This window comes from Rubripirellula tenax, from assembly GCF_007860125.1.
Taxonomy (GTDB): Bacteria; Planctomycetota; Planctomycetia; order Pirellulales; family Pirellulaceae; genus Rubripirellula; species Rubripirellula tenax.
In genome coordinates, this window is sequence record NZ_SJPW01000004.1 from 617,676 (window position 1) to 629,831 (window position 12,156).

At 56.7% G+C, this 12,156-nt stretch carries 13 protein-coding genes; 8 read left to right on the plus strand and 5 right to left on the minus strand.

Going from position 1 to position 12,156, the window contains the following annotated elements:
- Positions 1–555: 555 nt before the first annotated feature.
- The 4 genes from Poly51_RS16910 to Poly51_RS30510 are packed head-to-tail and all read right to left on the minus strand — an operon-like array spanning position 556 to position 3,216.
- Positions 556–990 carry a hypothetical protein gene (locus tag Poly51_RS16910; RefSeq protein WP_146458955.1) on the minus strand — a complete coding sequence of 145 codons (435 nt, stop codon included), beginning with the start codon at positions 988–990 and terminating at the stop codon, positions 556–558.
- On the minus strand, positions 987–2,540 hold the full coding sequence (locus tag Poly51_RS16915; protein ID WP_246114566.1) for a recombinase family protein: 1,554 nt from the start codon (positions 2,538–2,540) through the stop codon (positions 987–989). Before Poly51_RS16915 ends, Poly51_RS16910 begins: the two co-directional genes overlap by 4 nt.
- Positions 2,541–2,560: 20 nt before the next feature.
- The gene (locus tag Poly51_RS16920) at positions 2,561–3,049 is read right to left on the minus strand and encodes a DUF2924 domain-containing protein (protein ID WP_146458957.1); all 489 of its coding nucleotides are present in this window, start codon (positions 3,047–3,049) and stop codon (positions 2,561–2,563) included.
- The gene (locus Poly51_RS30510) at positions 3,046–3,216 is read right to left on the minus strand and encodes a hypothetical protein (RefSeq protein WP_186775618.1); all 171 of its coding nucleotides are present in this window, start codon (positions 3,214–3,216) and stop codon (positions 3,046–3,048) included. Before Poly51_RS30510 ends, Poly51_RS16920 begins: the two co-directional genes overlap by 4 nt.
- A 1,223-nt stretch (positions 3,217–4,439) precedes the next feature.
- Here Poly51_RS30510 and Poly51_RS16930 point away from each other — a divergent pair.
- The 4 genes from Poly51_RS16930 to Poly51_RS16945 are packed head-to-tail and all read left to right on the plus strand — an operon-like array spanning position 4,440 to position 7,130.
- Positions 4,440–4,658: a hypothetical protein gene (locus Poly51_RS16930; RefSeq protein WP_146458959.1), complete on the plus strand. Its 219-nt coding sequence runs from the start codon at positions 4,440–4,442 to the stop codon at positions 4,656–4,658.
- Positions 4,655–5,146: a DUF2924 domain-containing protein gene (locus Poly51_RS16935; RefSeq protein WP_146458960.1), complete on the plus strand. Its 492-nt coding sequence runs from the start codon at positions 4,655–4,657 to the stop codon at positions 5,144–5,146. The genes Poly51_RS16930 and Poly51_RS16935 overlap by 4 nt, the downstream gene beginning before the upstream one ends.
- On the plus strand, positions 5,143–6,705 hold the full coding sequence (locus tag Poly51_RS16940; RefSeq protein WP_146458961.1) for a recombinase family protein: 1,563 nt from the start codon (positions 5,143–5,145) through the stop codon (positions 6,703–6,705). The genes Poly51_RS16935 and Poly51_RS16940 overlap by 4 nt, the downstream gene beginning before the upstream one ends.
- A complete protein-coding gene (locus Poly51_RS16945; RefSeq protein ID WP_246114567.1) occupies positions 6,702–7,130 on the plus strand; it encodes a hypothetical protein in 429 nt (142 codons plus the stop codon). Before Poly51_RS16940 ends, Poly51_RS16945 begins: the two co-directional genes overlap by 4 nt.
- A 12-nt stretch (positions 7,131–7,142) precedes the next feature.
- On the opposite strand, the gene Poly51_RS16950 is transcribed toward Poly51_RS16945, so the two are convergent.
- Positions 7,143–7,433, minus strand: a complete 291-nt coding sequence (locus tag Poly51_RS16950; RefSeq protein ID WP_246114568.1) for a hypothetical protein — start codon at positions 7,431–7,433, stop codon at positions 7,143–7,145.
- 769 nt (positions 7,434–8,202) lie between these two features.
- On the opposite strand from Poly51_RS16950, the gene Poly51_RS16955 reads away from it, so the two are divergent.
- From Poly51_RS16955 to Poly51_RS16970, 4 genes are read left to right on the plus strand one after another with little or no spacing between them, the layout of a single operon-like run.
- Positions 8,203–9,357 carry an ABC transporter permease gene (locus Poly51_RS16955; protein ID WP_146458962.1) on the plus strand — a complete coding sequence of 385 codons (1,155 nt, stop codon included), beginning with the start codon at positions 8,203–8,205 and terminating at the stop codon, positions 9,355–9,357.
- 22 nt (positions 9,358–9,379) lie between these two features.
- Positions 9,380–9,898 carry a hypothetical protein gene (locus Poly51_RS16960; protein WP_146458963.1) on the plus strand — a complete coding sequence of 173 codons (519 nt, stop codon included), beginning with the start codon at positions 9,380–9,382 and terminating at the stop codon, positions 9,896–9,898.
- A gap of 2 nt (positions 9,899–9,900) precedes the next feature.
- Positions 9,901–11,460, plus strand: coding sequence for an efflux RND transporter periplasmic adaptor subunit (locus Poly51_RS16965; RefSeq protein ID WP_146458964.1), 1,560 nt, complete (start codon positions 9,901–9,903; stop codon positions 11,458–11,460).
- The gene (locus Poly51_RS16970; protein WP_146458965.1) at positions 11,461–12,150 is read left to right on the plus strand and encodes an ABC transporter ATP-binding protein; all 690 of its coding nucleotides are present in this window, start codon (positions 11,461–11,463) and stop codon (positions 12,148–12,150) included.
- Positions 12,151–12,156: the final 6 nt, after the last annotated feature.

Below are 12,156 nucleotides of genomic sequence, written 5' to 3' on the forward strand. Positions count from 1 at the left end.
CACATCAGTCATCGGCAGCACAAATCCGTTTCACGTTACGGTCCCATGACCGTCTCGCCACAAAGGAGGTAGGTGCCGGTTTTTCCATCCTCTGATGGCTCAAGTTCTTCCCTGAAGTCCGCCCAGAACGCGGCTTTGACTGGGACTCTGCGAGTTCCGAAGGCGGCAGTCCCCAACCCCAAATGCAAAACGGGGCCGTCACCGATGGTGACGACCCCGCATTGTTAACCGGTGAGGACGAAATGTTCGCACAAGTGTCCAAAAAGCTCCCCGATTGGGACTCGAATTCCGTAGACGGAGTTAGGAGTTAATGGAGTAAGACGGTGCAACTTACATCGGTGACTACACCGCCAGCACGAATGACGACTTCTTGGGGCTGGAGGTTGCATCGACCGAGGCGGATTGGATGATGCGGTTCGGCGCGTCGGTCGTCTACACCTCCGCGCCGAATCGCTAACAAGCAGGACTGTTATCGACCTTCGACTACGCGGCAGGATCAACGCGTTGGATGCAACTGGCGAGACGCGGATGTCATCATGTTACACACACACGCGACTAGTCTTTCCTAGCACTGACGGCTTTCTTGGCAACCAAAATCTGTTGCCAGGCGACCCGTTGTTCGGTCCATTCAAGCATGGCGGTGATGGGCCGAATGCGTTTTTCGTGCAGGAACGGCTTGCCTTTGGATTGCGGCGGGAGATCCAGAAGTGCAGTTTGGATGTCGGGGGCTAGAAGATTCAACGCCATGATCTGCGACATGCGTGGTTGGCTGACTTTGGCGCGGCGGGACAGCTCGATCATGTCGGTCGCTTCGCCGGTTCGCAGCATCTCTTGATAGTGAATCGCGAGTGCCATCAAGCGGGCGATTCGCGGGATGCGGGCAGGTGGCTTAGGCTTGCTCACATTATCGCTGTTGGCGTCGTGGGGCCGAATGGTTTTCCGACCGCGGGCGACGATTTGGACGTTCAGCTTTCGTTTGACGGTAATCATGCTGCCTCTTCAGGTTCTGGTGCCAGGTTTTCCAGCGACGCGATGCCGCTGGAATGAAATGAAATCTCGATCGTGCAATCGCTCTGATCGAATTCGACGCGGGCCACTAACAATCCGAGCAGCTCCGACTGTTCGCGAATCGTCAGCGAGTTCCAAACGCGATCGAAATCGGTGAATGCTTCGGTGACATCAACGGCCGAGACCTTTTGACGGTCGATCTCTGCGATGCGTTTGTTTGCGACGACCAGGCTGCGTTCTGCGGCCTCGATCCGCTGCTGAAGATCCGCCATGCGGGCGGTCGTCGAACTGTTGGCGTCTTGCACCAAGACTACCCGGCGAATCTCGGCGTGGTCGCGACTGAGCTGCCGTGTCAGTTGTATCCGCTGCGTCTCGAACTCCTCCTTCTGGTCAGCGACGGCTTCTGTTGCTTGCCGAACGATCTCATCCCGCAATCCTTCATCGCCGGCGATCGCACGGACTTGGTCGACCACGGCTGCTTCGATTTCGCCCGCCGGCAGCGAAGGATGCTGGCACGCCTTTCGACCGCGTTTGATCGCCCGGACGCAGGTATAGTAGCGGTACGCGATCGATTTCTTCTTGGTGACGTTGTGAACCATCGCCACGTTACAGTACGGACATCGGATCAGTCCCTTGAGTAAGCCGCCGTTCTTGCCAGGGAGCCGATTGCCCCGGTTATGACCATTCGCCCTTAGTTGCGATTGAACTTGCTCAAAGATTCCTTCGTCGATGATCGCTTCGTGCTGGCCTTCGTAGATATCCGTCTTGTGCTTGATCTTGCCGGCGTAGATTGGGTTGGTCAGCATCGCGTGCAGCGAACATTTATCGAACGCCCGGCCACCCTTCGCCGTGCCCTTCTTGGTTTGCCAGACTTTGTTGCACCAGCCACGGCGCTCAAGTTCTTCTGACACCAGCATCAGTGCTTTCAGTTCTAGATACAGCGAAAAGATTCTCCGAACACGAGTCGCTTCGTCCGCATTGACCACCAATCGTGGCGTTCGTTCCCTGCGATCAATGTCATACCCGAGCACGGGATACCCGCCAGTCCATTGGCCTCGTTTGCTTTGTGCCGCAAGCTTGTCGCGAATCCGCTCGCCGATGATCTCACGTTCAAACTGGGCGAATGACAGCAGGATATTCAGCGTCAACCGGCCCATCGAGTGCGTCGTGTTGAATTGCTGGGTCACCGATACAAACGACACACCGTACTTATCGAAAACCTCCATCACTTTGGCGAAGTCCAGTAACGATCTACTGAGCCGGTCGACTTTGTAAACCACGACACAATCAATCTTGCCGGCCTCGATGTCGTCGATCAATCGCTTGAATGCCGGCCTTTCGGTGTTCCCGCCGGAGAATCCACCGTCGTCGTACCGTTCCGCGTTGACCAGCCAGCCCTCGTGTTGTTGGCTCGCGATAAACGCCTCGGAAGAATCACGCTGGGCATCGAGCGAGTTGAACTGTTGGTCGAGCCCTTCCTCGGTGGACTTGCGAGTGTAGATGGCACAGCGGATCGCCGTTGGAGTAGTCACCGTTGTTTGTCTCAGACTGCTCATGCTCGCCTCCCAAGCCGAAAGAAGAGAAACCCATTCGTGTGCGTTCCGCTGACCGCTTTGGCGATCGCGGAAAGCGAGCGATAACGCTGGCCCTCGTATTCGAATCCCTCCTGTAAGACGACGACGCGAATCATCTTGCCTTTGTACTGACGCTCAACCATGTTCCCTGGTGGCGGCAGTCGTGGATCCCAATCGACGAACGCCGATGGCTTGGCGTTAACGACCTCCACGTTTTTGGTGCTGTTTTGCCGGGGAGCAGTGACGCGTGTTTCGGCGTCGACCGCCAACTCCTCCGCTTTTTTGAGCGTCGATGCTGACAGTCCGCCTTCTTCGTTGGCCTGCAAACGCCAGGCGATCCGGCGGATGAGATACTGTTTGTTGCGACTTCGGCATTCTTCGCCGAAGACCTGTTCGTATCGCTCCTGCAAGTCGGCGACTCTCAAATCCGGCAGCCGCGCGATCTCGGCGGTGATCTTGGGACTCATCGCTCACCTCCGGCTGGCATGCTGCATTCAGGTGCATGGTCCTCGGTCGATACGTCCTCGCCGTCCGTTGTTTCGACAGCAGTTTGTTCGCGTTTCACCTTTTGCACCCGCGACAATCCGCGGATCAACAGCGCAGCGATATTCTGCGTCCGTTTTTCATTCATCATCTTTCACCTCGCAGTGGTTCTGGTCTCGGCTGGTCTCGAAACCCGTTGTTTCAGAGACGTCCGTGACAGAGAGCGATGGCGGCGCGACACCATCAAGCCGCTTGGGTAAAGAGTCTGCGAGATTTCCAGAAACTCTTGCCGGTTCGTCCGGAGACTCGACCGAGTCGTCGGATGCTTCGCGAAGCCGACCGATCCCGCGAGCAAGAATGGCGGCCACCCTGCGCAGCCGCATCGCCGGCGGATCATCCGGCGAGTCCAAAGAAGATAGAGAACCTATGGGAACACCTCCGCTAGGAAATAATCACGGAAGGCGCAACCATTGCTCCCTCCCGGGACTATCTATGCGAAAGCGATGACGCGCGTCCCATAACCGGAGCGGCAAAGTTTGATTTCGGTGCCTCGCGACCGAGAGCAACTAGGCAGCAAAAAGAATCCCGAGTGGGCCAGACGTGCGATAACCCCCACGCCCAAAACCCGTGGTCTCCATCACCCCAGAGAGTCGTGAGAGAATCTCGCCCCAAACGACCCCCACCACCCGTCAGAACCACGGCTTGGCCGGCCACCGAGTCTCTGACCCGAGACTCGGGAAAAGCATGGAATTGCCAGGAAACCACGAAAAAAGCCGGCGTTTTGCGAGCTGCAAAACGTCGGCTTTCGGAGTTTACCTTCTGCGGTCAGTTTCCTAACCAAACAGAGAAGTTGTGAGCGAGTGACTCGCGTCAAGGCATTTCTTGATTCTCTGCGAGGGTGAGAAAACCCCGTTTGTGAACTGCGTACTAAATACTACAAACCGCGATCTGGCGTCAGAATAATGGACCGGGCCGCTCTTGGGGGTGGGAGCGGGACGGGTGTTGGGGCTTTGTTGAAGATGCTCGTGCAGGGTTTTGAAAACACGGCATAGGTTACCTGAGAGGGACGATTTGGTTTGTCTCGGTAGCTTCATGAATCTTTCAAAAGGTTGCGTGTGGGTAAGGCATTGAATGGTGGTGGGACGGCGGATCTTTCTTCGTCGGAGCGGCGGCGGTTGGTCGCTGGGTTGTTGGCTCGTGGGGTTTTGCGGTGGCGGGCTTCGCGGCTGGCGTCTGTTTCTGGAACTCCGACGGACTCTTTACCCGAACGGCTTGATCGTCGTTTGGATCCAGGGCTCTCTGTGGAAGACGCGGTCTCGCTTGGTCGAGACGACGCGTCCGGTACTTCTTCTTCTTCCACAGGGAATTCAGAACATGTGTGAACAACGACGCAGCGCGATCGCTGCCATCTTTGCCAAAGGCGTCGCGCGGTGCCGAACGGTGTCGCGCGACGAACATCGACAACCGGTGGGTGAACCGGAGTTCGATTCGGTGCTGGCGAACGCAAATGACGAGACCGATGCAACGTCGGCTTGCAATGGATCGGTGCTTGAGGAAACAGAAGATCTTGGATCGAAGGAGGCGACGCTATGAAACCATCGACTGAAATTGAGATCGCGAAGCTGGACGACATGACGGTCGACCAATTGATCGCGAAGTACGAAGACTTGTTTGAAGAAGCGTGTCGCAGCAGGCATCGCAAGTATCTGACGCGGCGGATCGCTTGGCGGTTGCAGAGTCGTGATGAGGGTGGACTGAGCAACCATGCGAAGCAACGGGCTCGCGAGATCGCGGCGACATCGGATGTTCGGACGACGCCCCCTCGAGCGGACGTAATTGATCGCGTTCGGCGGAAGAAGCCGGAGCTGGACGGTTACGTGGATTGGGATCCGCGCTTGCCGCCGCCCGGCAGCTACGTCGAGCGGTTGTACAAGGGCAAGATGATTCGGGTTTTGGTTTTGACGGATGGGTTCGAGTACGAGGGACGGCGGTATCGGTCGTTGTCCAACATCGCCGGCGAACTGAGCGGGTCGAGTTACAACGGATTCGTGTTCTTTAAGCTGGGGGTGCGTGAGAAATGACAAAACCAAAATCGGATAAGCCCGAGGTGCCGAAGATCCGGTGTGCGATCTACACCCGGAAGTCGACGGAGGAAGGACTCGATCAAGAGTTCAATTCGCTCGACGCTCAACGCGACGCCGGCGAGAACTACATCGCGAGCCAGCAACAAGAAGGCTGGGTCGCGATCTCGAAGCACTACGACGACGGTGGGTTCTCCGGCGGGAACCTCGAGCGGCCAGCGATGAACCGCTTGTTGGCGGACATTTCCAACGGCGAGGTCGACTGCGTTGTCGTTTACAAAGTGGATAGGTTGAGTCGATCGTTGTTGGATTTCTCGCGGATCATGGAGGCGTTTGATAACCAAGGCGTTTCGTTTGTCTCGGTGACGCAGGCGTTCAACACGACTCACTCGATGGGTCGGCTGACGCTGAACATCCTACTTTCGTTCGCCCAGTTTGAACGCGAGATCATCGGCGAGCGGATTCGCGACAAGATCGCGGCTCAACGGCGTCGCGGCAAATGGGCCGGCGGGATTCCGGTGCTGGGGTACGACGTTGATCGGTCGGGGCCGAGTCCGAAGTTGGTGATCAACGCGGACGAGGCGGCCAGGGTGCGGCGTATCTTTGGGATGTATTTGGAACTGCAAGCGTTGACGCCGGTGGTCGAAGAACTCGATCGTCGTGGGTGGACGGCGAAGCCTTGGAAGACGAAAGCGGGCAAGCCGCGTGGCGGCCGGACGTTCGACAAAGCTTCACTGCATTCTTTGTTGACCAACGAGATCTACATCGGACGGATCAAGCACAAAACGGAAACGTTCAATGGCGAACACACAGCGATCGTGGACGACAAGTTGTTCGATGATGTTGGAACGATGCTTCGCAGCCACGGTCGCGGCGGAGGCGCGCACTTGGTCAACAAGTACCAAGCGTTGCTGCGTGGTTTGTTGTACTGTCCGGCTTGCAACCGCTCGATGGTCCACAACGTATCAAAGCGGAAGTCGAAGATCTACCGCTATTACACTTGCGTGACGGCGATCAAACGGGGGCGGAAGCATTGTCCGTCGCCGTCTTTGCCGGCCGGCGAAATCGAATCGGTCGTTGTGGGCCAGGTGCGTGCGATCGCGTCGGACAACGCGTTGCGGCGGGACGTGTTGACGCAAGCGATGGAGCAAGTCGGCGACGAGCTTGGCGAATTGCAAACGCAGCGGTCTCAGTTGCAGGACCAACTCGACTCCAACGACAGACAGATTCGCGAACTCGTTGGTAGTTCGGGGGTGACCACTTCGCGCCGCCTCGCGGAACTGCACGAACATACGGCGGATCTCGGCCGATCGGTGGCCCGCGTTGAAGCGGAGATCGAGCGGTTGCAAACGGATCGCATTAGCGAAGCGGATGTCGCGGTCGCATTCTCGGACTTCGACAACGTTTGGAACGCACTGAACACGCTTGAAAAGGCGGATGTGTTGGGGTTGCTGGTGTCGCGAATCGAGTTCGATGCCGCCGACAGTTCTCTTTCAATCTCGATGCACCCCGCCGGCATCAAATCACTCGCCAACAATGTGGAGGATTCGGCATCATGATTAATGTCAAACTGAAAGTAGATTTGCAGCTCAACAAGGTCTCGAAGCAGAAGAAAGAACCCACGGAGGAAGAGACTGGCGACGATGTCCCGGTCAAACGTCGCGGCAAGATCCCGCGAGTATCCCGTTTGATGGCGATCTCGATTCAGTTCGACCAGATGCTGCGAAGCGGTGAGGCGAAGGACACGATGCATCTGGCGGACATGCACTCGATCAGTTCGCCGCGGGTGACGCAGATCATGAATCTGGCGTTGCTTGCCCCCGACATTCAAGAGGCGTTGCTCTGTCTGCCGCGCGAGTTCGTCGGGCGATCGAAGATCAACGAGAAGATGCTGCGACCGATGACGGCTGAAATGGATTGGGACCGCCAGCGAGAGATTTGGCGACGGTTGCAGACGGACAATTCTCAAACGCCAGATGAATGATTGACAAATCTGCTAGAACGCGGGTGGTGTGACGCCTTTGGCTTTTAAGGCAGCAAGGTATTTGTCTGGTTCGGCGACTAGCTTTTTGGCGCAGCCGGGGCAGCAGATGTAGATGGCTTTGCCGTTGACGTTCACTTTGCCGGGGACGCCCATGCCGCCGAGTGGTTTGTCCATCAGTCGGCACGTTTTCTGGGCGGCGATCGCGGCGGCATGACTGGCACACTGGTGAGCCGCGTGGTCGTGCTCGGCGTGGTTGCGAAGTGCTTCTGCTTCTTGGGCAAATACGAACTGGGGTGCTGCCAATAGTGCAGCGGCGCTCGCGATTGCGCGTCGTCGGCCAACAACTCGGGGAACCGAAATTACCGGACCGAGATGGCGAACGGCAATCTCACGTCTTATCCACAACTAGCCGACAGCGGCGGCACAGGCGGACTGTTCTTGTGGCAGCTCTGACCTTGCCGCAAAGCGTGTAATGAACTACCATCAGGGAGTGAAAAGTCCTTTACTTGCCTTGCTGTTGATCGTCAATTTATTGGCGTGTCCGGTGCGTTGCCTTTCGTGTGAAGCGGATGTGGCGGTGGGTGAGGTATGTGTGCCAGCAGTTTGCTCTTGCTGCTCGCACGGTGATGAAGCTCCCGAGTCGGAGTCACCTGAACCCTGTGGTGACGATTGCAACTGTCAGAATTGCATCTGTGAAGGTGCGGTGGTTGAGGCCGATGTGGCTTTGCCCGACTCGCCAGAACAATCTGGGCAATGGGTGCGTGCGGCGATGATGATCGCTAATCCGACTGCGGCTCTGTTAGTCAAAACATCTTCACGACGATCGCGTGCCCCCAGCGGGCGTCTTCTCTGCGGTCGTGATGTGCGTGTTGCGCACCAATCTTGGTTGATCTGAACCGCTTGAACACCTGTTTGCGATCGCCTGCAACCTCTTTTTGCAAGTGAACGAGTGATCGTCCTGGTCACCGGTCGCTAGGTTCAATCCATGCTTGCTTTCGTCGGTCACTGCTGCGCGCGGTGGTTGCGAGCGAGAACTGGTTTTCCAATTCACCAATCTAAAATCATCAATCAAATGCTTCTCCCTTGGGAATACGGTGTTCGCAATCTGGCTCGACGGCCCGTGCGGACGGCATTGACGCTCGTTGCATTAGCGACGGTCGTGATGCTGGTGTTCGTCGTGGTGGGGTTTATTCGTGGGTTGGAACAATCGCTGGCCGTCAGTGGAGATGAAAATGTGGTTCTCGTGTATTCCGTCAATTCGGAGCAGAACATTGAGAACTCGTCGATCGCCGCGCGTAGTCCGTCGCTCGTTGCGGCCAGCTTGGACGGCACGGTGAAACGCTTTGATGTGACTCATGTGTCGCCGGAGTTGTATCTGGGTACGCGAGTAAAGACGAATGGAAGTGCTGGCGGCTTGGGGTTGGTACGCGGCGTTTCGTATGCCGCGCCGCTGGTACGTCGATCGGTGAAGTTGGTCGAGGGCGACTGGCCCGGTGAGGGGGAAGTCATCGTGGGTCGTTTGGCTGCCGCGAAACTAGGTAGCACTGATGAAGCAGTGATGGTTGGGAACAGCGTCGAATTTGAAGGTCGATCGTGGCAAATCAGTGGACGGTTCGCGGCTGGCGGTGCAGCGTATGAATCCGAGATTTGGTGCCGACTGGGAGATTTCCAGACGGCAACTAAACGACAGGACTTGAGTCTGGTTGCGATGTTGTTGTCGCCTGGAAGCTCGCCCGCCGAAGTCCAGTTGTTTTGCAAAGAACGGACGGACCTGGAACTGCGAGCGATCCGCGAAACGGATTACTACGCCTCGCTGCAACAACACTACAAACCGGTGCGGTTGCTCGCTTGGTTCGTCGTCGTGTTGGTATCCGGTGCTGGCATCTTTGCTGGATTGAACATGATGTACGGCGCGGTGGCGGGACGGATTCGTGAGATTGCAACACTGCAAGCGATTGGATTTCGCCGACGGGCGATCCTGCTCAGTTTGGTGCAAGAAGGAGTTTTGTTGGCAGCGGCCGGTTCGCTGCTTTCTGGCGTGATCGCACTGACGATGCTCAACGGCATGGCGGTGCGTTTCACGATGGGTGCGTTCACGTTACGCATTGATAGCGTCGCAATCTTGATCGGTTGCGGGGTTGGTTTGTTATTGGGTGTCGTGGGTGCGTTGCCCCCGGCAATCAAAGCGTTGCGAGCCGAAGTCGCAACAAGTTTGAAAGCTATTTGACTACGTTTCCTGGAGAATTTTGATGAAGATAAATTTGAGTGTCGCCCTTGTCGGTCTTAGTCTATTAGCGGTTGGCTGTGGCCAAACGGAAACTGCGACGACGCAAAGCAAAACTGTCGAGGTCGATACGCGGTACGCCGCGACAACGGAACCCGCTAATGCCGTGCCCGTTGGGGAAGCTCGCAATAAAAGCGAAGACGGGCAAGACATCACCTTGGTCGGTGTCATTGGCGGTTCGAACAAACCGTTTGTCGAAGGAATTGCCGCGTTCACCGTGGTTGACCCGAAGGTTCCGTATTGTGCTGCCGAAGAAGGTTGCCCGACGCCTTGGGATTACTGCTGCACGCAGGATCAAGTCAAAGAAAACGTCGCGACGATTAAAATCGTGGATGATTCTGGCAAGCCAATCACCAAGGACGCTCGCGAGTTTCTGAACGTGAAGGAATTGTCGACCGTTGTCGTCACTGGGAAAGCCAAACGGGATGACCAAGGGAACCTGACCGTCGCGGCAAGCAAAGTCTTTGTGCGAACTGAGAAGTAGTCATGGCGAACGCTCCTCTCGATCTCAGCCAGCTCGCTCTCGACCGTTCACCCAGGGAAGCAACGTCGTCCAACCGGCCCCGTCGCAAGCGTTGGTTGACTCGCTACGCGCTGCCAATCGGCATTCTGTTGGGCTTCCTTGGCCTGCTGGGTGCTGCGGCGGGTCGGCGGTTGTTGCCCCAGCCATCGGTGACGGTGCTTCCGGTGATTGTAAAGCGTGCCGAAGTTCAACAAGCGGGAACGACGCTGTTTCAGTCGCCCGGTTGGATTGAACCGAGGCCGACGGCGATCAGTGTGGCGGCACTCGCTCCCGGAGTGATCGAAGAGCTGTTGGTAGTCGAAGGGCAGCAGGTTGCCAAAGGCGAACCGATTGCGAGATTGATTTCAATCGACGCAGAATTGAACGTTGAGCAGGCGAACAACTCACTTGCGATTCGCGAGGGCGAGCTGAACCGGGCGAAAGCCGAATTGGATGCCGCCAAAATCCGGCGTGAAAATCCGTTGCACTTGGAGATTCCGCTTGCAGGCTCCGAAAGTTCGCTTGCAAAGGCGAAAACTGAGTTGGCAAAGCTGCCGTTCTTGGTCGATGCGGCCAAGGCGAATGCTGACTACACCCTGAGCAGTATGGAGGGAAAACAGTCGGCCAAGGGCGCGGTCTCTGGAAATGTGATTGCACTCGCAAAAAGCGACCACGTTGGCGCGACAGCATTCTTGGAAGAACTTCGCCAGCGCCAGCCGAACTTGCAACGAGAAGTCGACGCATTAGCCAAGAAGGTCGATGCACTTCGGCGGCAACTTAAATTGCTCGTGGAGGAAACAAGGCAAGTTGAGGAAGCGAAAGCCAAGGTGCAATCGGCGGAGGCGCTTCGCGACGAGGCCAAGTTGCAAGTCAGGCAGGCCGGATTGGCATTGGAACGCAATGTCGTTCGCGCTCCGATGAACGGGCGAATCATGAGGTTGGTCGCATCGCCGGGGACTCGCGTGATGGGATTGGAATCCACCGCCGGGCAAAGTTCCAGCACGGTGGTCGAGATGTACGATCCCGCCCGATTGCAAGTCCGTGCAGACGTGCGACTCGAAGACGTGCCGATGGTCTCGCGCGGTCAACCCGTGGAAATCGAAACGGCATCCTCCGGCGGCATCATCAAAGGACGTGTTTTGCAAGCGACCAGTTCGGCGAACATTCAAAAGAACACGTTGGAAGTGAAGGTTGAATTGATCGACCCACCGCCAAACGTCAGTCCTGAAATGCTGGTCACGGCGACGTTTCTAGCTCCTGTGCTGGAGAACCAAAAAAGCGAAGCGACGGAAACCGAACGATTGTTTGTTCCCGAGCAACTGATTCAGTCGGATGACTCTGGTGCCTTCGTTTGGATTGTCGACGCGGATGAATTGGCTCAGCGGCGATCCGTCGAAACAGGAACTCCGATCGCGGGCGGATTGATGGAGATCACGACGGGGCTGAAGGTGACGGACAAACTGATCGCGAGCGGCGTGGATGGACTTTCCGAAAGCAGCCCGGTCCACGTGACGGGCGACGACCAAACGATGGGAATGAATTAGATGGCATTAGTAGAACTACGTGGCGTTAGCAAGAGCTTCCGCAAAGGCGATGAAACGATCACGCCTTTGGACAACATCGACCTGGATATCGAAGCGGGTGAGTTCGTTTCGTTGATGGGACCAAGTGGCACAGGAAAAAGTACGCTATTGAACCTTGTCAGCGGCATCGACCGACCGGACTCGGGAACCATCACGGTCGACGGCACGGAAGTCACGAAGCTGTCACGCAGCAAACTGGCTGACTGGCGGGCTGCGAATCTCGGCTACATCTTCCAGACGCACAATTTGATACCTGTGCTGACTGCGTACGAGAATGTCGAACTGCCGACGTTGTTGTTGAAGCTGTCATCCTCGCAGCGACGACAACGGGTTGAATTGGCAATGGAGGCAGTCGGCCTGAGCGACCGTTCCGACCACTACCCGCGTCAGTTATCTGGTGGGCAGGAACAGCGAGTTGGGATCGCGCGGGCAATCGTTGCTCATCCCAAAGTCGTCGTTGCCGATGAGCCAACGGGTAGTTTGGACACGGAAACGAGCGAGCAAGTGCAAATCTTGCTGCAAAGACTGAACAAGGAACTCGACATCACATTGTTGATGGTCACGCACGACACGGACGCCGCGAGAATCGCGTCGCGGCAGTTAGTGCTCGATCGCGGGAAGTTCATCGAATCACAAATAGCCGTCGCGTAACACGGA